Source organism: Shewanella sp. 4_MG-2023, from assembly GCF_030548015.1.
Taxonomy (GTDB): Bacteria; Pseudomonadota; Gammaproteobacteria; order Enterobacterales; family Shewanellaceae; genus Shewanella.
The window spans coordinates 55,101-77,439 of the sequence record NZ_JAUORL010000023.1 but is presented as its reverse complement, the minus strand read 5'-3'; the positions used below and the strand labels follow the sequence as shown (position 1 = coordinate 77,439).

The following is a 22,339-nucleotide window of genomic DNA, read 5'->3' as shown; positions in this document are numbered from 1 at the left end:
CCCCCAACGCCACCCGCCAGAGCCAGTGCCACCGCCAGTGCCACTGCCAGTGCCAGTGCCAGTGCCACTGCCAGTGCCAGTGCCAGTGCCAGTGCCAGTGCCAGTGCCAGTGCCAGTGCCAGTGCCAGTGCCAGTGCCAGTGCTAGTAGAGGGAGGGGTAATGTCAGGTGTTGGGGTACCTTTTAGTGTCTCAATCACTTCATGTGTTGCAGTTTGTGGTGTGATTACATTTGATACTGAATGAGATGATGAATTAATGGTAAAAGCAGTCTGAAAGTTTTGTTCAGGTAACGAAATTTGAGATGTTCTAAATTGGCTTATGTCTTGGGTTGTGACATTACCATTATGAAAATGTGCACCCGCTGCTAGTCCTGTTGTTTGAGTTGAACCTGTTTCTACAATAAGCTTATTTAATGGCTGCTGCTGACTCGGTTCTATCGGGTTGCTATCAGCGATTTGACTGGCATTTTTAAGTGTTGAGCTTGTTAACTGTTGTGGCGTTGTGGATGTTTTTAAAACGTCTTGCTGAGTAGCTTCTGGATTAGTAGCTGCATGAGTAAAATCTGCTTCAGTTGCTTTATCATCCTCAGATGCATTCGCTATATTCGTCTGCCAAGACTTGTCAGCTACCAGATCATTTTGTCTATTTGGGGTTATGTTCCCCGTATCTCGAGATTCTTTTGCCCGCAACTTTTTAGCATCATTATCAATTTTCTTTATTGCTTGCTGGATTTTATTTTCGGGCAGATCTTTTTTGAGTTTATTTTTTTCATTTGGCTTATTTTTATTATCTTTATTATCCGTGCTCATGGGATGCTCCTACCATTTATCTTTCGCCAAATGCTTCGTTAATGTTGGTGAACACTGGTTTCCATAAGTACTGGAAGACACTTTTTTCACCTGTCACAATATCTGCTTCGCCAGTCATTCCTGGAATTAATGCAAAACTATCGGGATTATCCAAAAAGTAGGGCTTATCAATGGCAAGCTGCACTTTATAAAATACACCGCCTTTTTCATCTTTATCTGTGCTTGGTGAAATACGTTTTACGATTCCATCTAACGCGCCATAACGGCTGTAATCAAACGCATCGATTTTGATTCTTGCTGATTGACCAACATGGACAAAGCCGATATCTCTTGGTGACAGCTTAATTTCCATCATACCCGTTTTGGTCATGGGAACAATTACAGCCACAGTCCCACCTGGTTGAATGACGCTGCCAGTTGAAGATGTTGGGATTGATTGAATGATGCCGTCAACAGGCGCGGTTACGGTGTTTTGAGATACCAGTGAGCTGGATGATTTAAGCCTTGCTGTGACACCTAATAATTCAGCTTGGGTGTCAGTACGTTTTTCACCGACTTCTTTTAATAATGAAGCCTGTCTTTGTTTGAGTTGTTGCTGCAGATTTAGCAGGTTCTTGGTGAGAACTTGTTGTTTGCTTTCCATCGCCTTTAGCTCTCGCATGTAAGAATCAAGCTTTTGCTGTGATTCTAAAATGCGTAACTTTGAAACGGCTTGCTCTTCTGTTACTGACAACATCATTTTTAACGTTTGTTCTGCGGTTTGGATTTGATCGCTAAGGGGAGGTATTTCAGTTTTCAAACCATCCAATTCCGCTTGAGATTTGGCTATTTCAGATTCTGATAGCTGCTCAATTGCCACTCGTTCATCGATCATGCGATTAAGCGAAGACTGATGCAGCTTAACCAGTTGCGGGTACTCATAGGCGAACTCATCAAAATTGGCATCGCGAGCATCAATGAAGGCTTCGTAACGTTCAATTCGCATCATTAAGTTAGCACGTTTACTGGATAGTTCTTCCTCAGCTGACAAGCTGTCTATTGAGACAAAGCTTGCCAAAATATCACCTTGTTTAACAACGTCACCTTCTTCGACTATGACAGAAGCAATAGTGCCACCAGCACGGCTTTGAATAACCTGCCTATGGCCTAACGGCACCACTTGTCCTTTGGATTTTGAAATTTCTTCTACGCTGGTAAAAACAGACCAAACCAACATGATTAAAATTGAGCCGGTGATCAATAAGATGATATTTCGAATTAATTTACGCTCAGCAGGGGCTTCAATTGCTTCTGCAAATTCATGTTCTGGCCAGACTCGATTAGCTAGTTGACGATTATCCATTGGTTGGAGACTCCTGCATGACGGTGTTAGTGGCATCTGGCGTTTGAGGTGCTTGGTCTGGAATTGGGCCTGCATAAACCACAGCGCCTTTATCAAGAATAATGACCTTGTCAGCGTGTTTAATTAAATCTTGATCGTGGCTAGTAAACATTACGGTTGATTGTCCTTTTAAGTTTAATAAGGTCTTTATCAACTGCTGTTTTGATTCTGGATTTCGATGAGGTAATGGTTCATCAAGCAATAACAATGGCGATTGTTTTATCAGTGCGCGGGCAAGGTTGATGTAACTCCCTTCGATAGCGGAAAGCATGGCGTTATTCTCACCGAGTAAATCAACCGATAAGTCATTATTGATGCTATTAAAAAAGCTGGCCCCACCAGCGGCAATTATTGCGGTTTTAATTTCATCATCGGTAGCATCTGGTTTCGCTATCCGAATATTTTCAGCTAAAGTCCCTGGGAAAATATCAGGTTGTGATGGGCTATAAGCCACCCAATGCCTAAATATTTCAGTGTCATATTGTTTTAAATTTTTCCCATTCACGGTGACAAATCCAGCTTGTGCTTCCAACACGCCTAAGGCGCTCAGTAGCAAGGTTGATTTACCACAGGCATTGGGCCCTATAACGGCAACTAATTCACCGGGTTCTATGTCTACATTCACACCTGATAGTGCCGGCTCTCCTTCAGCTTTATATCTCAGGGTTAAATGCTGAAATGAAATTGCTGGTGCTTGAGTGTTATCAGGGGTGTCTAAGCGTAATTCTGATTGTTCCGTTGTTGCCTGCATGAACCGATCAAACTGTTTTACGGCAACATCCATCATGGTGAATTTTTGTTGAGATGAAAATGCCAGTTGTGCAGGGCCTGTAATCCGCCAAATCATCATCACACAGGCAATTAATGCACCGGAGGAAATCGTTTGATTTAGTACTAAAAATATTCCCGTAAACACTGTGATGAGTGCAGTGAATAAACTCAGTGAATGAGCAATGGCTGCATTTAGGCCATTTCGTTTAGCATAAAGAAAATTCTGGCGACTATTTTCACGGCATTGACGAATAAATTTTGTTTGCCAGCCTTCAGTATCACCAGCCGCTTTGAGTTGCAGTAGATTTTTCGCTAGTTCGCTTAGGGTATTTTGATACTCGCCACTAATTGTTGGCGAGGCTGCCTGAACATAGCGGCTGACGACTTTCATCACCAAGTAATACAGCATCAACATGCCAATAGGCACTAATACTAGCCAGCCACTTAAAAACATAATCGCCAGCAGCGCAATAATAGTGAAGGGCAGGTCGACTAAGCCGCCGCCTCCAGGGCCAGATAAGAGCATTCTGACTTTTTCTGCATTACGCATTCTAGCGATATGATTTGAAATGCCGACGCGTGACAGTACCATTAACGGCATGTGTAATAGTCGATAAAAGGTTATCTGGGAAAGGTCTCTAGCAAATCGATTACTGGTGGTGGCAAGAATTTGCGCCCGCGCTAAGCGGGTTGATACTAATACGCCAACAGCAAGCGCTCCACCTAAGGCTATGCTGGGGAGTATGGAGGGTGTTTGACCACCAATGACTCGGTCATATACAGCCATGGTAAACAGAGGTACTGCTAACCCTGTAATACTGGACAGTAAACTCAGCCAGAAAACGGGACGATACCATTTAGTTCTCTTACTCATGTGAGCGGCGAATGCTTGAACACTCTTTTTACTACGAGGTAAGGCATCAATAACAAATAAGTATGCATCATCTGTTAGCTGAGCCATATCGACCGTTTGCCAATGATTATTCTCTAGTTTTTCGAACTGATGTCCCTGTCTTCTTGCTATAAAGGCATTGTCTTTCGCTGGGACAACTAAGAAAGGGTAGATGGTTAAATGCAGGGTACTATCTGACGGTTTAATAACAGAGAAACCAATTTGATGTTTTTTTAATAAGCGGGAAACAGCGAGAGTATTGAGATCGTTTTCAGTGTCACTAGCCACGTTACTGGCTTGAGTGTAAAGACCTAATTGTTGTAACAGCTCAACTAGTAATGGTTTTAGTTCTAAAGTCTTCATAGGATCACCTCCTGTGAATCACTATTATCCACGTGCGGCGATTTATTAGTTTTTTTAGGCTGAGCATGTCCCTCAATTGTGACAACTTCATCACTAATTTTACCGATTTCAGGGTAGTGGGATGCCGCTACAATGGTCATTTGTTGTTTCAGTTGGGCCAATAAAGTGAGTAGTTTATTTTGGGCATCGGCATCAAGTGAAATCATCGGCTCATCCAATAGCAATATCGACGGTTTTTGGACTATCGCTCTGACTATTGCAATGAGTTTAATTGCCCCTTTATTTAGCATTTGGTTGTCATTTTCACCGACTGAAGTTTGATAACCATTGGGCAATTCGGCAATTTTAGCCGTTAAGCCTAAACTGTCAGCAATTGCCATTGCTTGTGGTTCATACTCTGCTCGGAACATGGTCATATTCTCAAGTAAACTACCTGCAAATAAGGTTGGCCAAGGGGCAACATAGTTAACGGACTGTCGAAACTCTTTACTATCGTGTGCATGAAGTAAAACCCCATCAATGGCGACTTCACCTGTACTTATCTTTTGAAATCCAGCAATGATACTGAGTAAGTGGCTAGCATGACTCAGGGGATTTGATTGCAGGGTAACTAAGGTTTTAGGGAGGATCTCTAAATTCAACTGTTGAATGACAGTGCCTAAATTACTGCTATCGACTTTTTGAAACCTAATAGGGCCGTTAGGGATTTTTTGTTGATAGATTTTTTCAGCACTAAACGCTTCGGCTGGAATGGCGGTCAAATCATCTACGTGTGACATCGCCGTTTTGGCACTCACAAGTCGAGAACGAAGGCTAATAATTGCACTTAATGGTGCGATGGCGCGACCCGCTAATATTGAACATGCAGCCAGTCCACCCGTTGTAAGCGAACCGTTAAGGACTTCTAAACAACCTAGCATCACTAATATTAGTGTTGTTCCTTGCGATGCTGCTTGGATGACTTCTTGTAACTTAGCTGATAACCAATCGACTTGTTGCTGTTGTGCTAGTCGCTGGTGGTTTATTTTATTATAAATACTGGCTAATCGGTCTTCTAAAGATAGGGCCTTGGCTGTGGTTAGCCCTGATAACACCAGTATCAACATTCGGGTTCGTTCAGCATCTGAAAGAGCGAGATCCTCAGTGGCTATGGCGAGTTTTTTGCCAATGACATAAACCAGAGCGCCAACAAGTACCCAGACGACTATCGGAATGAATACCAGCGGGCCACCAATATAGGCAACCAATGCAAGAAAAATGAGCACAAATGGAAAATCCATGAGTGCCACAATTGCTTGCCCTGAATAGAGCTCTCGCATACTCGCAATACTGGCTAAACCATTAGTAACTTTACCTGTTCCCATGGATTCAACATGGTGATAGTCCGCTTGCATGAGCTTATTAACCACCTTGGTTGTGGTTTCTAATTCAAAATTGGCTGCTGATGCTGCAAGTAGCCAACTGCGGCCATATCTGAGTAATAATTCCAGTAAAATCGCAATCGCCACACCAGAAACAAGAATAGTGGCAGTACCATAACCTTGATTTGGCAGAATACGATCGTAGATTTGTAGCATGGTGAATGGCAGCGCAAGCGACAATAAATTGATAAATGTCGATGACAATAATAGCTCGGGAAAGGCTTTATTCCTGGAAAATAAACTGAAGTTTTCCTGCATACAAAAAATGTCCTTTTTATCGCAATGCGTAACGACTAAGCAATCAATAAACCAATGATTTAAGCGTAGCTTGTTTTAGTCAGTTTTCCTTACCTTAATCTAACTTAATTTAAATATTAAGCAATCAATATAACATCTTGGGGGTAAACTGATTTTTAATCAGATGCAGCGAGTTTGCTCGAAATGGCGGCATTATTACGAGGGATAAGAGAATGAGTTTGCATGAGGTACGCGTGGAGTATGTAAAGGGAGGCCGCTTATTAAAATTAATGCAAAGATAATAAAAAACCATGAGTAATAACTCATGGTTTTTAGCTGAAATGTAGACCTATCTAGACTTGATATATTCTTAAGGTTGTTGGCGAGTTGGCGCTAAGACAATTTCTCGTACACAAACATTTTGCGGCATTTCAAAGGCAAATACAGCCGCATCAGCAACTGCTGTAGGCTCGATAACGCCGCCCATGAACTCTTTCCATTCTTGGTAGCCGGCTTTAATATCTTCATCGGTTGTGTGGCTAAGCAGGGCCGTTTCAACAGCGCCTGGAGCGATAGTCACCATTCGCACATCATCCATCGCCACTTCTTCGCGGATATTTTCAGTTAGCGCATGCACAGCAAACTTACTGGCACAATATGCTGCATGGTTAGGGAATGTTTTACGACCCGCTATAGAGCTTACGTTGATAATAGTGCCTGTTTTACGGGCTTTCATATCAGCAAGCACAGCGTGAATACCATTAAGCACGCCCATCACATTGATGTTGAGCATTTGGCTCCACTGGGCAGGATCTTGTACATCTGCTTGACCAAGTAGCATTACGCCAGCGTTATTGACTAAACAGCCAACAGGGCCAAACTTTGCTTCAGCAGTCGCAATCGCTGTTTTCATCGCTGCAGCATCAGTAACATCAACGCTAACAGATAAGCTGTTGGGCAGGTTAAGTGCTTGCATTGGTTCAACGCGACGAGCAAGTAAAAGTAGTGGGTGACCTTTAGCGCTAAATGCATTCGCCATAGCGGCGCCAATACCTGATGATGCGCCAGTAATGACAACAAGTGATTTCATGATTTTTACCTCGTTCGTTAAGTTGTGTCCATTATAGGTAATGGCTCATTGTTGATATATAATCCACAAAGAACATCATTGTTTACCTGTGGCTCCTAATAACTTGTTGATGACCACAAACTAAAATAGACATTATTATGAACTTAGACATAAATTTGATTGATATCAGAGCCTTTGTGGTGATTGCTGAGCAAGGTAACTTTACTCAAGCTGCACAGGTCTTAGGCTGCTCACGTTCGCATTTATCAAAGCAATTATTAAGTTTAGAAAAATTTCTTGGTGTTAGCCTAATTATTAGAACCACCAGAACCCAAAGACTGACAGAGCAAGGTCAGCAATTGCTGTTGCAATGCCAGCAAGCGTTAGCGCAAATCGATCAGGTGGTGGCAATGACATTAGACAGCGCTGAAACATTACAGGGCAATATTCACATTAATTGCGTTGGCGGGGTGATTGGTGAAGATATTTTAGTGGCGTTGGTGAATGATTTTATTAAACAGTATCCTGAAATTACCATCGATCTTGATTTTAGTAGCCAGCGGGTTGATTTAATCGAGGGCCATTTTGATATTGTATTTCGCATGGGCGAACTGGCAGATTCAAGCTTGGTGGCCAGAAAGCTGATGGATATCGAAAACCGCACTTTAGTCGCCCCTGAATACTTAGCGAAATATGGTCAACCGCAGCATCCAAGCGAGCTTAATAATCACCTGTGTATTACTGGCTCGATCAGCCATTGGCGCTTTGGCCATAGGCAAGATGCTCAAGCTGTAGACGTTGCCATTAAGGGCGGTTTTAAGTGTAAAAATGGCCGCGCTATGAAAGCCAGCGCCTTAGCAGGAAATGGCATTGTGCGATTACCTTATTTATATTGCGCTAATGAAATTGCAGCGGGTCAATTAGTGAATGTGTTTAATGATTGGCATATTCCCGACACGCCTTTTTATATGCTTTACCATAAAGATAAATTCCAACCAGAAAGGCTGAAAAAATTTATTCAATTCACCATGGAAAATTTTAAGCGCTATCTACCTGATTCATAAAATAACATTTAAAAAACGGCTGATTAAATTCATCTATGCCGTAAAAGTCTAACGGGATTGAAGCCTATTTTTAATTTTTTCGACTATCTTTATTAGATAATTAAAAATGAAAATGGTGAATGATGAGATCCTTAGCGCTGCTATTGTTTTTACTGCTGTTTGCGATAAATACGCAAGCGGGTCAGCTTTATTTTGAAGCTCGCAGTGATAGCATGGGCGGTACAGGTGTAGCCTCATCAAGCCGTATCGGCGCAAGTTTTATTAATCCCGCTTTACTGGCTATTTACGCCCCAAAAACCAATGAGTTCTCCTTACTGTTACCGGTTGTGGCTGCTGAAGTGGATGATAGCGACAATATGCTTGATAAGTTTGACTCACTACAAGACAGTTTTGATGACTTAGAAACGGCCATAAACGGCAATGATACTGATGATATTGCTAGTTTTCGTGATGATTTAGTTATTAATTTAAATGCCCTCAACGGCACTAACGCCTCGGTATCAGCCGCAATTGGCGCAGCATTAGTATTGCCAACTCAAACCGTGCCAATGGCGCTATTTTCCAAAAGTCACCTTGACGCTATGGGCGTTGCTGATATTGCTCAAGGTGATATTGATATGCTGACTAATCTCGATCCCGCCAACCCTCCTGCAGATCTCACTGACTTAGACTCTCAAGGCATTGTATTAGCCGCCGGAGTCACAGATTTTGGGGTGGCGTTAAGCTTTCCACTATCTATAGTTAACATGCCTGTAAAAGTTGGGATTTCACCTAAGTTTCAACGCATTGATACCTATCATTACAGTGCCAGTGCCAATAACTTTGATGTCGATGATTTTGATGATGATAAATATCGAAATGATGACAGCTTATTTAACCTTGATCTTGGGGTGGCTATTGAGCCAACAGAAAGCTTAACCTTAGGGCTGTCTGCTCGTAATTTATTCAGTAAAAAAATAACCACAGTTGAAGCTCAAGGACGGACATTTGAATACCAAATTGAGCCGTTAGTCACAGTGGGAGCTGCTTATGATTGGTCCAGAGTCACCTTAACCACGGATATTGATCTGGTGGAGCAAAGCCGTTTTAGCGAGTTTGATGCGGTGCAGTATTGGCGAGTGGGCGGTGAAGTTAAAGCCACTGACTGGCTGTTTTTACGCATGGGCTACCGCCATGACTTAAAAGATAATAGCGTAGATATTTACTCTTTCGGCACCGGCTTTGCCATCGGCCAAGCCTTTAAGCTGGATATGAGCGGCAGCTATGGTGATGATGCCATTGGCGCTGTGCTGCAAACTTCTTATCACTTTTAAGCGTTATCATTTTTAGCTGTCATCATTGTTGCATTTATATCTGCCACAAAAAGATGATCGACTAGCCTGCTGATAATTCAATTAACGACTTAAGGGTTAGCAATAATGCACTTAAGCTACATAACACCATAGTGGCGATGCGAGTCTTATTTTTATCAACCTTATTGGTTAGCTTTCCTGCGGCAATATTTCCGAGTATGACAGATGGCAATAGCATCAATGACAACCACAGATGCTTTGCTTCCACTAAGCCTGCAAGCATTAAAATAATCAGTGCGATCATTGAGCTGAAAACAAAAAAGATCGATAGCGCGGCTCTAAACTGCGGCGCATCTTTACCGGCTAATAAAATCGCTAATGGTGGCCCACCAATGGCGGCAATATTTCCAAATACCCCCGACAAGACACCTGCAATAAATAGCGAAAGCCGATTTACTGGCGCTGTGATCTTAAAAATACTCAGCAACACCGCTGCGCCGACAATAAAGGCAATGGCTAACCCCAGTACTGCTTGGGGGGCAAACAGTAATAAACCTGCGCCCATAAAGCCACCAGGTATTCGCCCCAGCAGCGCATATTGCAGCCCATTAAACTCCAGTTGAGTACGTTCACGCAATAAGGTCAATAAGGCGATGGAAAAACCCATCATAATCACAGGGGCTGGGACTAATTGTGAGTCGATGATATAGAGAAGTGGACTGGCAACAACCGCAAGCCCAAAACCGATAAGGCCTTGGGTTAATGCGCCTAGAAAAATGATAACCGATGCAAGCATCAAGGTCTGCGGATCGATAAATTCCATTGTCGACTCTTTAGGCGCAATACTGCAACTCACTCTCAGCTTGAGAGCTCGATGCGTTAAATGACGAGCAGTGTTTGATTAATTGAGCAGGCTTATGCTTTAGCGCAAGTACTTTAGCGCAAGTACTTCAGCGCTAGTCGCTAGCTTGACTTAATCAAGATCTTCCCACTCAATTCCCATGGCATCCATCAAAGCTTTTGCTTCAGATGGGATGCTATCAGGCCCTTCTTTTGATAAGTCACCGTCATTTGGCAGTGGTTGTCCAGTGTAGGCATGCAAAAATGCTTCACACAGTAGTTCACTATTGGTTGCATGACGTAAGTTATTAACCTGGCGGCGGGTACGTTCATCAGTCAATACTTTTAAAACTTTTAAAGGTATGGATACCGTGATTTTTTTAACTTGTTCATTTTTTTTGCCATGTTCGGCATATGGGCTGATATAGTCGCCATTCCATTCAGTCATTAACTCACCTTTATACGATAGATTCGTGGCAGATTTTAACCGCTAAATAATAACAGTCAAATTATTGCGGTTATTCTATAACGAATGGAAATAGATTTCTTTATGTTTAGACGTCTAAACGGCTGATTTGTATTGACGATGTGACTTAGCTTAGGTACATTTAGCCATCTAGACATCTCTTTAGTGTGTATTCTTTAGGAGTTTACAATGAGCAAACATCGCGCAGCTACGCTAGCAGTACGCCAAGGTATCGAGTCAGATACCCAATACGGCGCTGTAGTCCCGCCGATTTATCTATCAACAAACTATTCTTTTGATGGCCATAAAAACCCTAGAGAGTTTGATTATAGTCGTTCAGGAAACCCGACGCGCTGCGTGTTAGGTGAAGCCATTGCCAAACTTGAACATGGCGCTACTGGGGTGGTTACTTGTACCGGTATGGCTGCGATTACCTTGGTCACTAGTTTATTAGGCCCCGATGATTTACTGATTGTGCCTCACGATTGTTATGGCGGTAGTTACCGTTTGTTCACAAATCTTGCCAACAAAGGCCAATTTAAATTACTGGTGATTGATCAAACAGATGAGCAAGCACTCAGTGATGCGATTGCTCAGAAACCTAAAATGGTGTGGTTAGAAACGCCGTCAAACCCATTATTACGTGTTGTTGATATCAAAGCTATTGCTGAGCAAAGCCATAAAGTCGATGCCTTAGTTGTGGTTGATAACACCTTTTTATCGCCAATTTTGCAACAGCCATTAGAGCTAGGCGCTGATATCGTCATGCATTCCACCACCAAATATATCAATGGTCATAGTGACGTTGTAGGTGGCGCTGTGGTGGCAAAAGACCCTGAACTGGGTGAGTTACTACACTGGTGGTCAAACACCTTAGGGCTAACAGGCTCGGCTTTTGATAGTTACCTAACCTTACGTGGCATTCGTACTTTAGCTGTACGTATTCGCGAGCATCAAAAAAATGCTGAGCAAGTTATTGACGTACTTCAGGCCAGCAATCTTGTCGAAAAAGTGTATTATCCAGGCTTAAAAGACCACCCAGGTCACGATATTGCAGCTAAGCAACAACAAGGCTTCGGCGCTATGTTAAGTTTCGAACTTAAAGGTGGTGAAGCAGAAGTGGTCGCCTTTTTAAATGCACTGTCTATTTTCAGTGTTGCTGAAAGCTTAGGCGGAGTGGAAAGCTTAGTTGCCGTACCTGCAACCATGACCCATAGAGCAATGGCGCCTGCAGCACGGTATGAAGCTGGCATTAAAGATACTTTACTGCGACTATCTGTCGGGATTGAAGATGCTGAAGACTTGGTTGCCGATATTGAAGTAGGCTTAGCTGCTGTCGCTGCGCTTTAAGTTAATCTCCCTTGGCTATATTCATGTAGTCAGGCTGGTATATGTTGTTTAAGGAGTGAAAAATGGCCCGCAGTCATTTACATAAATTTGGTGGTTCAAGTCTTGCTGATGCAGATTGCTATCGCCGCGTTGCCCATATTTTACTGACTCATGGCAACAGTGATGATTTAGTCGTTGTTTCAGCTGCGGGTAAAAGTACTAACTTTTTATATAAATTACTCTCCTTAAGAGAAAACGGTGACTTGTGGCAAGAAGAGCTACAAGTACTGGTGAGCTATCAGCAAAACCTGATTGAGCAACTTCTCTCAAACGAACAAGCGCGCGATTTACGTGAGCGCCTATCAACCGATAAATCGCAATTAGTCAGTTTATTGTCCCTTGAAGAGCGCAATGAATTTCAGCTCAATCATGTATTAAGCTTTGGTGAGCGTTGGTCAGCACGATTAATGGCAGCCTTATTAAGAGAGTCTGGCGTTGCTGCCGCGAATATTGATGCCTGCTCACTGCTGGTGGCTGATGAAGGGCCTGTGCCGAATATTCGTCTTGATGAGTCCCGCGAAAAAGTCCAAAAGCTGCTGGATGCTAATCCAAATACACGCTTAGTGATCACCGGCTTTATCTGCGCCAACAGTAAAGGGGATACATTATTACTTGGCCGCAATGGCTCAGATTACAGCGCCACCTTAATTGCCAGCTTAGCGGACATTGAACGAGTGACTATTTGGACCGATGTTGAAGGGGTATTTAACGCTGATCCGAATAAAATTAATGATGCCAAATTACTTGAAAGCATGTCACTTGCTGAAGCCGATCGTTTAGCTAAACTCGGCTCGCCAGTACTGCACAGCCGAACTTTACAGCCCTTATTTGATACTAATGTTAGTCTCGCGGTGCGCTCAAGTTACGCATCACATACTGACTTTACCCTTATTGCGCCCCAAAGTTCGTCAGCTAGCGCTCCAGTGGTTACCAGTTTAAATGAAGTGGTGCTGTTTCGCTTTAAGCAGCAAGCGCTAATTCAAACCACACTCAAATTACTTGAGCAAGCCGGTATTGCGCCGCTAGCATATTGGTGCTCTGCCCATCATAAAGTTGAACTGGCATTCACTGCTGAAAACCAAAAGCAGGTACAAGCGTTACTGGAGCTACATAGTCATGAGCTATTAATTAGCGATATCCATGCTCATACTGATTTAGGTTTAGTCGCTTTGGTTAGTGCTGATGCAGAGCACTACCGCCGCAGCTTTGCCCGATTATTAAGTCGCGATGCCAAACCCCTGTATCAAGATGGTTTGAGTTTAGTGACCTTAGTGCCTAAATCTCAGGTTAATTTACTCACCCAAAAAGTACACCGACGCTGCGCAGGCCCGCGATTGCGTATTGGGGTATTATTGCTTGGGGTCGGTAATATTGGTGAAGCCTGGATTGATTTATTTCAGCGCTCATCCACCATGCTTAACCGTGAACTAGAAGCCAATGTGCAACTTGTGGGTTTAGTGAGTTCAAAAGAGGCGCTCATTTGCCAGCAAGGAATAGATGCCAATAACTGGCAAGATGACTTTGATACCACAGCAACAACATGGGACTACCCTAGTTTATTTGAGCAGCTTGAGCTGCTCGACTGCGATGAGCTGGTGGCCTTGGATATCAGTGCTAGCGCCAGCTTAACCTTACAATACCCAGAGTTTTTCGCTCGAGGGATTCATATGGTGAGCGCCAATAAACTTGCAGGCTCAGGGCCGTTACCTTTTTACCGTGAGCTTAAGCAGCAGCTAAGTAACCGGCGTTTATTTTGGCGTTACAATGCCAGTTGCGGCGCTGGCTTACCAGTACAGCATGCCCTAAACGATTTACGCAATAGTGGCGACAATATCGAAGCTGTTGGCGGTATTTTTTCAGGTACTTTATGTTGGCTGTTTGAGCATTACGATGGGCAAAAATCTTTTTCTGAACTCGTGGTTGAAGCCCGCGGATTAGGCATTACAGAGCCAGATCCTCGAGATGATTTATCTGGCCGAGATATGCAGCGAAAGTTACTTATTCTGGCCCGTGAAATTGGCTTTGAGATTGAGCTTGATGCCATTGAATTAAATTCATTAGTGCCAGCTGAATTAGCCGACTTGTCGTTAGATGACTTTTTAGCGCGCATTGGCGAGTTAGATGAGTTTATGTTGCAGCAATATAGTGCAGCCTTTGAGCAAAATAAAGTCTTAAGGTATGTGGCATCTTTAGATAAAGTCGATGGCAAAATGCATGCTGAAGTAGGCATTCAATGGGTCGACTCGAACCATCCCTATGCCAGTTTAACCCCTGGAGATAATGTGTTTGTCATCCGCAGCACTTTTTATCAGGGCAATCCGTTAATTATTCGCGGCCCAGGTGCTGGCCGAGAAGTTACCGCAGCAGCTGTGCAGTCTGACTTAGTACAAATCTGTAAGGATTTACTGCAGGAGTGATCCTTAAGCGCGAGTTAAACGACGATTAACTTGGTTGAAAGATTAACTTTAAAGGCCTATTCCCTAACGGAATAGGCCTTTTTTATTGTCATAAAATAGCGCTAAAAGCATAAGCTCAGAGTTAACTTCACTCCCAGTCGATTTGCTGATGATTAATCGACAACGACCTTTTCATTATCAGTCTTTAGCCTGCAAATGTTCGCTGTCTGTTCTTTGGTAAGCGTATTTGGGTTACTTTTTCTTTGGTGGAGAGTATTCAATTAAGTCACATAAAGTGGATCTGATGGACTACATTTATTATTCCAGTAGCTAAACATCATCCAAGGAGAGGGCGGTATATGAAATTCCTTTTACAAGTCATCACGATAATAGCAATAGGGGCAAGTCGTAACTTGGCTATTGCCGATATTCCTGCTCAATCTCCCAAAGAGTTATTGCAAACCGTACCCACACAGGCGCAAGTTTGTTTAACTTGCCATGGTGTTAATGGTGAGGGTTTAGGTGTTATAGGGCCTAGGTTGGCGGGTTTATCCAGTGAGTATATCGCCTCGCAGCTGGTTAATTTTCAAATGGGTAATCGACAAAGTCCCACAATGTCGGCGATGGCTGCGACAGTACAAGGTGATGCTATCCAAGTCGTTGCTGATTTCTTTGCCGCTAAAACAGTAGCTGAGATCCCATTGCAATACCGCGGTGACAAGGTTGTGATAACTGATACGGCGGAAAAATTGGCTTATCAGGGAGATTGGGGTCGCGATATACCTGCCTGTACTAGCTGTCATGGACCTTCAGGCATTGGCGCAGCCAACTTCCCTCGACTTGCAGGCCAAGAACCTAGCTATTTAAAAAACCAACTATTGGCTTGGCAAAATGGTACTAGAAAAGGTGATGTCGATAATATGATGGCTAATATTGCCGCTAAGCTGACTGCTGATGAAATTGACGCATTGTCAGCGTACTTTTCAGCTTTAAAACCTCTGGCTCAAAATGCTGCTGCTCAACAGCCTTTGGCACAAAAATAAGGACATACCATGAAACTGTTTAATTATTTAGTCGCAGGTGTGTTTATCAGTTCAGTTAGCGCTGCAGAATTACCCGATAGGCAAGCTCAGATCCCCGCTATAGCAAAAGATCCCGCAGCGCAGTATCTGCAACCTAGCGATTTATCAGCTATTCCAGAGGGTGAGTTTGGCGACAAAGTACGTTTGGGCTATCAGATATTTGTTAATACTCAGCAATTAAGAGATAAATATGTCGGCAATGAGCTTAATTGCGTTAATTGTCATATGAACGCAGGTAATAAAGCCAATGCTTCACCGCTATGGGCTGCCTATATGGCTTATCCCGCTTATCGAAAGAAAAATGACAAAGTGAATAGCTACCAGGAACGGATTCAAGGTTGCTTTACTTATTCAATGAATGGTACAGCCCCCGCATCAGGCAGTAAGGAACTTGTGGCTATCTCAGCTTATTCTTATTGGCTAGCCATGAGCGGTTTACTGAATCAATTTAATCTCGATAGCAAAGTAGCAGAGTTGAGTGATGTCGAACTGGTAAAAGGTGGCAATAGAGAAGAGTTCCCAATTCCAGCTGCAGTGAAAGCTAAATGGGATCAAAAAGCATTAAGCTCACTTGCTGGCCGAGGTTTTCCCAAGTTAGAAGCGCCAGAACAAGCTTATTCAACTGAGCGAGGCGAAATAGTTTATCAAACCCATTGTCAGGCTTGTCATGGCGTTGATGGTCAAGGCATTAAAATGGCTAATGTGAGCGCTTTACCGCCATTATGGGGGCCGCAAAGCTACAACTGGGGCGCAGGGATGCATAGAGTGAACACTGCAGCTAATTTTATCTATGAGAATATGCCGCTGGGTAAAAGTATTCAGCTAACAGTGCAGCAGGCTTGGGATGTGGCAGCTTTTGTTAATGCCCATGAAAGGCCGCAAGATCCGCGTTTTAAAGGAGACCTGCCACAAACCCAAAAAAGTCATCATCAACATGATGGCTTTTATGGCAAGCAGCAGCTTGGTAATGTTTTAGGCGCCGAAGCTTATCCAAATTTTCCTGTTAATAAGTAGGACTTTAACCAGTTTCAAGCTTATGCTTTTAAGCTACAATCGTTAAGGCATAGCCTTATCTCATAAAGCATTTTATGGAAATTAAACCAGTTAACGAAACAAAGTGAACCAGATGAAAGATGTAGAAATATACTCACCAAACCAAGCAAATGAACCATTAGTATCTGAGGCACAAGACGCGATTTTTGAGCCATTAGCGTGCCCCGTTTGCCAGCAGGTTAATCAATGCGCGGTTAGTGCGGGTAAACCGATTGAAGACTGCTGGTGTTTAAGCGCTTCAGCTAAAGCTGTGATCAGTGACAAGCTGCGCACAGAGTTAAAGGGCAAAGCCTGCGTCTGTCAAAGCTGCTATCAAAAACTGTCCCAGTGAAGGCCTTAATGACTGCTTATTCAGGGTGTTTAGGCTAGGTTGTAATGGTTCAATAAGATTTAAGCGCTAATTTAGTTAGCGCTTTTTTTATAATTAAATTAATTTAATTGGCTGATAAAAAACTGTTATTTGCTGATTTGTTCGGTTTGAATCGTACCGATGTTTCCAATTTAGTGCCAATGAAGGTAATCTGAAATTCACGCACTGATGTATTAGTAGTGTGAACGCAGTAACCGTAAAAATAACGTTTAGTGATAACGATTAATAATAACTATAAATATTTAACTCATTATGAGGTTTTCAATGGAAGGATTAACGGCATTTATTAATGCAGTAAACAGCATCGTTTGGGGCGTACCCATGTTGGTGATGATTTTAGGAGTGGGATTATTTTTATCTATCGGATTAAAATTAATGCCAATCCTAAAATTAGGCACTGGTTTTAAACTGCTGTGGTCGGGTCGAGCAACCGACAGTGATAGCACTGATAAAGGTGAAATTAGTCCTTTTAATGCGCTAATGACATCGCTCTCAGCCACCATAGGAACAGGTAATATTGCTGGTGTGGCTACCGCTATTTTTATTGGTGGGCCAGGGGCATTATTTTGGATGTGGTGCACCGCATTAGTGGGTATGGCGACCAAATTTGCCGAAGCGGTATTGGCAGTTAAGTATCGTGAAAAAGACAGTAATGGCAATCACGTCGGTGGACCGATGTATTACATTAAAAATGGCTTAGGCAGCAAATGGGCCTGGTTAGGGACAGCGTTTGCGATACTGGGCTCTATTGCCGGTTTTGGGATCGGTAATACCGTGCAAACTAACTCAGTGGCAGATGCCATGAGTGCTAACTTTGGCGTGCCGAGCTGGGTTACTGGTTTAGTCTTAATGGTACTCGTCGGTGCAGTACTCATGGGCGGTATTAAACGTATTGCAGAAGTTGCTGGTAAACTCGTGCCGTTAATGACCCTGTTTTATATTGCCGCGGGTTTAGCTGTTTTAGTGGTATATGCAGACCAAATTCCTGCAGCATTTGAATTAATTATTCACAGTGCGTTTAACCCAGTTGCTGCTCAAGGCGGTTTTGCTGGCGCAGCTGTTTGGGCTGCGATTCGTTTTGGTGTCGCCCGTGGTGTGTTCTCCAATGAAGCGGGCTTAGGTAGTGCGCCCATTGCTCACGCTGCAGCGCAAACCAATGATCCGGTAAAGCAAGGCTTAGTGGCCATGCTAGGTACATTCATTGATACCATCATTGTGTGCTCTATTACTGGTTTAGCGATTATTGTTTCCGGTGCTTGGACATCAGGCGAGAACGGCGCCGCATTAACTTCATATGCATTTTCACATGCACTGCCCATGGGTAATTATATTGTGGCGGTAGCACTTGCTGTGTTTGCCTTCACGACTATTCTAGGGTGGAGTTTTTATAGTGAGAAGTGTGTTCAATACTTGCTTGGCGATAAAGCGGTAAAACCATTTCGTTTAATATGGACCCTTGTGGTACCCATAGGCGCCGTGAGTTCATTAGAGTTTATTTGGCTGTTGGCTGACACGCTTAATGCAATGATGGCCATTCCTAACTTAATTGCGCTAGTCCTATTAAGTCCTGTGGTCTTTGGTTTAACCCGAGAGTATTTTGCCAAGCAAAAAGCTAAGGCATTAGAGAGCTAATAACGCTGTTGATGAATGATGAAGGCATACACGGGGAGTGTATGCCTTTACTGAGAAGGAATATTATCGATGAAACTTTCAAACCAGATACTTCCATTGAGTTTTTTGCTTATGGCTTCATTAATCGTCGGTGGCTGTAATGGCATCTCTATAAGAACCAATGCTGATGAATATATTACTTACCAAGCTAAAGCTTCAACGGTTGAAATCTATCAGCCCAGTGAATTGTATAACCATGACAATGAACCGCTAGGTGAGGTGGTGACGACGTATTGCGCTAACAACCCTGAAGCAATAGAGGTTGGTGTCCCCAGTATCAGCATGCTGAAAAAAGAATTAAAAGTGCAAACCCAACAAAGGGGCGGTAATGCACTCATTATCACAGACTGCGGCAAAATGATTTACCCAGCCTGTTCAATTTATTTAGAGTGCAATGGTCTTGCATACTTATTAAAGTCTTAATCTTAAAGTGAAGCTTTAAGCTTATAAAAACTATTGGCCTGATGAGCCCAGACAAGGAACTGGGTTAAAAGAAGTCATCTTCCCCTAAGCTTTTTCGCAATTCAGCTTGTTCTAGATAATCATCTAAGCGGCGTTTAACCTGCCTTTTACGTTCAATAATTTCAGCGGAGCGTTGATTTTTTGGTGAAACCATTGCCTCGATTTCAGTATCATTTGGGATAGTCTCAGTAATATTAGCCATCACTTTATCCTCACATGGGTGGTACTCGTAAAGCATAATTAATGGCTTTACATAAACGGTAATCACAGCCTGAACGGCTTGAAACCGTGAGCACAATATTGCTACTTTATTGCTGAGCAATAATTTGCTAGGCAGCAGAAAAATAACCTCATAATTTGAATGTAGCAGCTAATAAAAAAAATGCGCACTTCTGTGGTGAGGATTTTGAGGCTCAGAGCAATAAAAAACGCCACCCTAAGGTGACGTTTTTTGATTTTTTAATAATTTAGATTAAATAGCTAACATCATTTAATACTTTTGATGGTTATAGATCGAAGCTATATGAGTAACCAAGAACAATTTTAGCATCATCATCTTCTAAATCAGTATCTGTTGCCATGAACGAGATAGTACCGAAATCAGTATCAGTGCTTAGTGATACGTTGTACTCAGAATAGCTATCAGTGCCGTACCAGCTAGTGATTACATCACCGTTTGAGTAACCATAATGGAAACCCAGTGACACTTTTTCAGTTAATGGGAAAGTCAGGTTAGCTTGAGCATACATCATATCTTTTGAATCTAATGGGCTTTCAGCAATATCATCACCGCCATTGACTGTGTAAGAGTATGCGACATCTAACCATTTCCACGCGAGACCAACTGTTACTTCACCAAAATCAACACTGCCCGGTGAATCTGGGTAAGCGTAATAAAGGTAGTTAATGTCGTAGCTTAAGTCTTCTGTAATGTCACCACCGAAACCGGCATACACATCAAGCTCATAAGAGGTGCCGTCACCAAAATCTACATTTGATGCCCAACCACCGACATAGAAACCTGACTCATGGCCATAATCAATGCCCCCCTGAACCGCAGCACCACTAGTTTGTGACACACCACGCCAAATATAGTCTGACGTCGCGCCAATATTACCCGTGACTTCAGCTAAAGCTGTAGTGCTTAAAAGTAAACCTGTTGATAGCGCAATAGCTTGATACAGAGATTTTTTCATTTTCATTCCCTCAAAGTTTTATTATTCAATTAGCATCTTGCATAAAGTCGGGTCGACGCTAAATGTTGTTTTATCTGAGGTACGTGTTGCTAATGATGTGCCATGTTTATAAAGTTAAATTAATCAATAGCTTAAAAATTACTGCACATTTATGTTGCATTTATGTTGCCACCTAATGATGCGTAGTTGCACTTTAATTGTGCAGTTTAAGTGTTGTTTTTACTTATTTATGCAAAAAAAAGACATAAAAAAACCTCCAAAAAAGGAGGTTTTATCGTTTTAGCGGTTTTTAGTTAACACTATTTTTTAGCGTTTTACCTGCTTTAAACTTAGGTACTGTTGCTTCAGCAATTTGGATCTCTTGGCCGGTTTGTGGGTTACGACCTGTACGTGCAGCACGAACTGATGTTTCGAAAGAACCAAAACCTACGATAGAAATCTTGTCGCCGTTTTTCATGGCTTCAGTTACCGCTTCTTCAAAAGACTTTAGTGCACGACCCGCTTCAGCTTTTGTTAACTCAGCATTTTCTGCAATTTTTGCAATTAATTCACTTTTGTTCATGTTGTATTCTCTGCTTTCCATAGATGTATTTATTTAGAACTAGATTAACATGCCATAAGCCATAAGGCTTTGAAAGCATTTTATCTGATAAATGTGCTGCTATATTGCAAATAAGTAACTTTTTAGTGATCTAGTTAGCTTAAACTCGGCTGAGTGAATTAACTGCTTCTGCCGTTTTTATCAAGTTTATTGATTTGTTGCTGCTCATTTTGAACTTTGGCCTACAAAAATTTGTTAGCTATCAATCTTCTAACAGTTGATACAGGAGTTGCTTCACTAACTTAGGTTCAAAGGGTTTATCACATAGCGCATTAACACCTGCGCTTGATACGTTGCTTAGGTGGGTATCGTTAGCTTCTGATGACACCATCAAAATCGGCACATGAGACTGCTGGCTTTGGTGGCGTATATATTGGGTCAATGCCAGTCCATCAACACTTGGCATATTGTAATCGGTGATTACTAAATCAAACATTTGCTGTTGCATTAATTCGATAGCTTCAGCGCCATCAGTTGCCTCGCTTATCATCCGAATACCTAAATTAGTAATAGTTCGTTTGATAATGTTTCGCGCCATGCGGCTATCATCAACCACTAAAGTGCGAATATCCTGAACATCAAAATGGCTTAGGTCCAGTTCGTCATTACTGATTAAATCAATAGTGGAATTCAGTGCTGTGGCCAAATGATCGGCATCGAAAGGCTTAGGTAAAATCGCGACGGCTCCAGATTGCCTAAATATTTCCAGTTGCTCACGGCGACATTCACTGGATACCAACATAAATTGAATATCTTGATAGTCAGAGTTTTGTTTAATAAAACTGAGTAGTTCAGTCGCTTCACCGTCAGTAAAGTGTAAAGCGCTGACAATGAGATCTGGCGTGTGTCGAACAATAATCTCTTTAGCTTGAGCAAGATTAGCGGCGGTTTGTATGCTATGTACGCCTTCTTGTTGCAGGCGTGAAATAATTATTTTTCTCTGAACATCAGATGGTTCAACTAACAAAATGGATAATTCACTGGGCGATAAATGGCTCATTATATAGCTTCTTATTATTCGATCTGAGTTTTATGGGCGCATGTTAACTTATGCTAAGGGATGAATATAGTCAGCAGGGCGCCTTTGTTAACTTTTGGGCTTCAAATAAATCGCTGTTTCTTTACAAAATGCCACCCAGTATTGAAACACCAGCAGTGAAAATAGTACCGCAGCAATGGCAGGAATAGGGATATTAAAGCCATTGAACACCACTTTTACATCTTCAGGAGTGATTTGATAGGCGATAATAGCAGTGGTAGACAGTGCTAATATCGCTAAGGTTTGAATGGCTAAATATACCTTTAAGGCAATGCTGGCCCAGTGTGTTCGCATTAATAAGCCAACCAACACAGGGATAACGCCGATACTGAATAAATCTATACTTTGAATGCTATAAGAGCGCCAAAGGGCCACAATAGACAGTAACACGTACAATGCAATTAATAGGGTTAATCTTAACGGTGGTTTATTCATAGTATTATTATCATTATTGGAACTATGTGAGTGGTCATG

Annotated in this window: 21 protein-coding genes; 9 read left to right on the top strand and 12 right to left on the bottom strand. The window is 42.4% G+C overall.

From position 1 onward, the window contains the following. From Q4546_RS13520 to Q4546_RS13500, 5 genes are all read right to left on the bottom strand, one after another. The coding region (locus Q4546_RS13520) for a hypothetical protein (protein ID WP_303446417.1) at positions 1 to 810 on the bottom strand (810 nt) is incomplete at its 3' end. Between the two features lie 16 nt (positions 811 to 826). Then, complete coding sequence (locus tag Q4546_RS13515) at positions 827 to 2,152, bottom strand: HlyD family type I secretion periplasmic adaptor subunit (protein ID WP_303446416.1); 1,326 nt, start codon at positions 2,150 to 2,152, stop codon at positions 827 to 829. After that, positions 2,145 to 4,217, bottom strand: coding sequence for a peptidase domain-containing ABC transporter (locus tag Q4546_RS13510; protein WP_303446415.1), 2,073 nt, complete (start codon positions 4,215 to 4,217; stop codon positions 2,145 to 2,147). Before Q4546_RS13510 ends, Q4546_RS13515 begins: the two co-directional genes overlap by 8 nt. Further along, positions 4,214 to 5,896, bottom strand: coding sequence for an ABC transporter transmembrane domain-containing protein (locus Q4546_RS13505; RefSeq protein WP_303446414.1), 1,683 nt, complete (start codon positions 5,894 to 5,896; stop codon positions 4,214 to 4,216). Before Q4546_RS13505 ends, Q4546_RS13510 begins: the two co-directional genes overlap by 4 nt. A 349-nt stretch (positions 5,897 to 6,245) precedes the next feature. Further along, positions 6,246 to 6,965, bottom strand: a complete 720-nt coding sequence (locus Q4546_RS13500) for an SDR family oxidoreductase (protein ID WP_102475367.1) — start codon at positions 6,963 to 6,965, stop codon at positions 6,246 to 6,248. Between the two features lie 137 nt (positions 6,966 to 7,102). Between Q4546_RS13500 and Q4546_RS13495 the strand changes: the two genes are divergently transcribed. Both Q4546_RS13495 and Q4546_RS13490 read left to right on the top strand, forming a co-directional pair. Further along, positions 7,103 to 8,008 (top strand): LysR family transcriptional regulator, encoded by a 906-nt coding sequence (locus Q4546_RS13495; RefSeq protein WP_102531229.1) that lies wholly within the window; start codon positions 7,103 to 7,105, stop codon positions 8,006 to 8,008. 122 nt (positions 8,009 to 8,130) lie between these two features. Continuing rightward, positions 8,131 to 9,321, top strand: a complete 1,191-nt coding sequence (locus Q4546_RS13490) for a conjugal transfer protein TraF (RefSeq protein ID WP_303446419.1) — start codon at positions 8,131 to 8,133, stop codon at positions 9,319 to 9,321. Between the two features lie 61 nt (positions 9,322 to 9,382). Here the strand turns inward: Q4546_RS13490 and Q4546_RS13485 are convergent, their stop codons facing one another. Together Q4546_RS13485 and metJ are read right to left on the bottom strand one after the other, a co-directional pair. After that, on the bottom strand, positions 9,383 to 10,123 hold the full coding sequence (locus Q4546_RS13485; RefSeq protein WP_303446413.1) for a sulfite exporter TauE/SafE family protein: 741 nt from the start codon (positions 10,121 to 10,123) through the stop codon (positions 9,383 to 9,385). A 150-nt stretch (positions 10,124 to 10,273) separates the two neighbouring features. Next, a complete protein-coding gene (metJ, locus tag Q4546_RS13480) occupies positions 10,274 to 10,588 on the bottom strand; it encodes a met regulon transcriptional regulator MetJ (protein ID WP_076538901.1) in 315 nt (104 codons plus the stop codon). Between the two features lie 207 nt (positions 10,589 to 10,795). Between metJ and metB the strand changes: the two genes are divergently transcribed. The 7 genes from metB (at position 10,796) to Q4546_RS13445 (ending at position 18,990) form a co-directional block, all read left to right on the top strand. Continuing rightward, on the top strand, positions 10,796 to 11,956 hold the full coding sequence (gene metB, locus Q4546_RS13475) for a cystathionine gamma-synthase (RefSeq protein WP_102436608.1): 1,161 nt from the start codon (positions 10,796 to 10,798) through the stop codon (positions 11,954 to 11,956). 62 nt (positions 11,957 to 12,018) lie between these two features. Then, the gene (locus tag Q4546_RS13470; protein ID WP_102436610.1) at positions 12,019 to 14,412 is read left to right on the top strand and encodes a bifunctional aspartate kinase/homoserine dehydrogenase II; all 2,394 of its coding nucleotides are present in this window, start codon (positions 12,019 to 12,021) and stop codon (positions 14,410 to 14,412) included. A 338-nt stretch (positions 14,413 to 14,750) separates the two neighbouring features. Next, positions 14,751 to 15,434: a c-type cytochrome gene (locus Q4546_RS13465; protein ID WP_303446412.1), complete on the top strand. Its 684-nt coding sequence runs from the start codon at positions 14,751 to 14,753 to the stop codon at positions 15,432 to 15,434. 9 nt (positions 15,435 to 15,443) lie between these two features. Next, positions 15,444 to 16,487 carry a c-type cytochrome gene (locus tag Q4546_RS13460; protein ID WP_303446411.1) on the top strand — a complete coding sequence of 348 codons (1,044 nt, stop codon included), beginning with the start codon at positions 15,444 to 15,446 and terminating at the stop codon, positions 16,485 to 16,487. A gap of 112 nt (positions 16,488 to 16,599) precedes the next feature. Then, on the top strand, positions 16,600 to 16,857 hold the full coding sequence (locus Q4546_RS13455) for a cysteine-rich CWC family protein (RefSeq protein WP_102531227.1): 258 nt from the start codon (positions 16,600 to 16,602) through the stop codon (positions 16,855 to 16,857). A 303-nt stretch (positions 16,858 to 17,160) separates the two neighbouring features. Then, a complete protein-coding gene (locus Q4546_RS13450) occupies positions 17,161 to 18,528 on the top strand; it encodes a sodium:alanine symporter family protein (RefSeq protein ID WP_102436618.1) in 1,368 nt (455 codons plus the stop codon). A 69-nt stretch (positions 18,529 to 18,597) separates the two neighbouring features. Next, a complete protein-coding gene (locus Q4546_RS13445; protein ID WP_303446410.1) occupies positions 18,598 to 18,990 on the top strand; it encodes a hypothetical protein in 393 nt (130 codons plus the stop codon). 64 nt (positions 18,991 to 19,054) lie between these two features. Here Q4546_RS13445 and Q4546_RS13440 read toward each other — a convergent pair whose 3' ends face one another. The 5 genes from Q4546_RS13440 to Q4546_RS13420 form a co-directional block, all read right to left on the bottom strand. Further along, entirely contained in the window at positions 19,055 to 19,231 is a 177-nt protein-coding gene (locus Q4546_RS13440) for a PA3496 family putative envelope integrity protein (RefSeq protein WP_198589379.1), read from the bottom strand. Positions 19,232 to 19,535: 304 nt separating this feature from the next. Beyond that, positions 19,536 to 20,225, bottom strand: a complete 690-nt coding sequence (locus tag Q4546_RS13435; protein WP_102436622.1) for a TorF family putative porin — start codon at positions 20,223 to 20,225, stop codon at positions 19,536 to 19,538. Positions 20,226 to 20,514: 289 nt separating this feature from the next. Next, the gene (locus Q4546_RS13430) at positions 20,515 to 20,787 is read right to left on the bottom strand and encodes an HU family DNA-binding protein (RefSeq protein ID WP_102436624.1); all 273 of its coding nucleotides are present in this window, start codon (positions 20,785 to 20,787) and stop codon (positions 20,515 to 20,517) included. Between the two features lie 241 nt (positions 20,788 to 21,028). Further along, positions 21,029 to 21,826 carry a response regulator gene (locus tag Q4546_RS13425; RefSeq protein WP_102436626.1) on the bottom strand — a complete coding sequence of 266 codons (798 nt, stop codon included), beginning with the start codon at positions 21,824 to 21,826 and terminating at the stop codon, positions 21,029 to 21,031. An 87-nt stretch (positions 21,827 to 21,913) separates the two neighbouring features. Further along, positions 21,914 to 22,300 (bottom strand): hypothetical protein, encoded by a 387-nt coding sequence (locus Q4546_RS13420; RefSeq protein WP_102436628.1) that lies wholly within the window; start codon positions 22,298 to 22,300, stop codon positions 21,914 to 21,916. Positions 22,301 to 22,339: the final 39 nt, after the last annotated feature.

Excerpts from the sequence above, each read along its gene's own strand:
- Q4546_RS13515 (WP_303446416.1), bottom strand. The coding sequence starts at position 2,152 with ATGGATAATCGTCAACTAGCTAATCGAGTCTGGCCAGAACATGAATTT.
- Q4546_RS13510 (WP_303446415.1), bottom strand. The coding sequence starts at position 4,217 with ATGAAGACTTTAGAACTAAAACCATTACTAGTTGAGCTGTTACAACAA.
- Q4546_RS13505 (WP_303446414.1), bottom strand. The coding sequence starts at position 5,896 with ATGCAGGAAAACTTCAGTTTATTTTCCAGGAATAAAGCCTTTCCCGAG.
- Q4546_RS13500 (WP_102475367.1), bottom strand. The coding sequence starts at position 6,965 with ATGAAATCACTTGTTGTCATTACTGGCGCATCATCAGGTATTGGCGCC.
- Q4546_RS13495 (WP_102531229.1), top strand. The coding sequence starts at position 7,103 with ATGAACTTAGACATAAATTTGATTGATATCAGAGCCTTTGTGGTGATT.
- Q4546_RS13490 (WP_303446419.1), top strand. The coding sequence starts at position 8,131 with ATGAGATCCTTAGCGCTGCTATTGTTTTTACTGCTGTTTGCGATAAAT.
- Q4546_RS13485 (WP_303446413.1), bottom strand. The coding sequence starts at position 10,123 with ATGGAATTTATCGATCCGCAGACCTTGATGCTTGCATCGGTTATCATT.
- metJ (WP_076538901.1), bottom strand. The coding sequence starts at position 10,588 with ATGACTGAATGGAATGGCGACTATATCAGCCCATATGCCGAACATGGC.
- metB (WP_102436608.1), top strand. The coding sequence starts at position 10,796 with ATGAGCAAACATCGCGCAGCTACGCTAGCAGTACGCCAAGGTATCGAG.
- Q4546_RS13470 (WP_102436610.1), top strand. The coding sequence starts at position 12,019 with ATGGCCCGCAGTCATTTACATAAATTTGGTGGTTCAAGTCTTGCTGAT.
- Q4546_RS13465 (WP_303446412.1), top strand. The coding sequence starts at position 14,751 with ATGAAATTCCTTTTACAAGTCATCACGATAATAGCAATAGGGGCAAGT.
- Q4546_RS13460 (WP_303446411.1), top strand. The coding sequence starts at position 15,444 with ATGAAACTGTTTAATTATTTAGTCGCAGGTGTGTTTATCAGTTCAGTT.
- Q4546_RS13455 (WP_102531227.1), top strand. The coding sequence starts at position 16,600 with ATGAAAGATGTAGAAATATACTCACCAAACCAAGCAAATGAACCATTA.
- Q4546_RS13450 (WP_102436618.1), top strand. The coding sequence starts at position 17,161 with ATGGAAGGATTAACGGCATTTATTAATGCAGTAAACAGCATCGTTTGG.
- Q4546_RS13445 (WP_303446410.1), top strand. The coding sequence starts at position 18,598 with ATGAAACTTTCAAACCAGATACTTCCATTGAGTTTTTTGCTTATGGCT.
- Q4546_RS13440 (WP_198589379.1), bottom strand. The coding sequence starts at position 19,231 with ATGGCTAATATTACTGAGACTATCCCAAATGATACTGAAATCGAGGCA.
- Q4546_RS13435 (WP_102436622.1), bottom strand. The coding sequence starts at position 20,225 with ATGAAAAAATCTCTGTATCAAGCTATTGCGCTATCAACAGGTTTACTT.
- Q4546_RS13430 (WP_102436624.1), bottom strand. The coding sequence starts at position 20,787 with ATGAACAAAAGTGAATTAATTGCAAAAATTGCAGAAAATGCTGAGTTA.
- Q4546_RS13425 (WP_102436626.1), bottom strand. The coding sequence starts at position 21,826 with ATGAGCCATTTATCGCCCAGTGAATTATCCATTTTGTTAGTTGAACCA.
- Q4546_RS13420 (WP_102436628.1), bottom strand. The coding sequence starts at position 22,300 with ATGAATAAACCACCGTTAAGATTAACCCTATTAATTGCATTGTACGTG.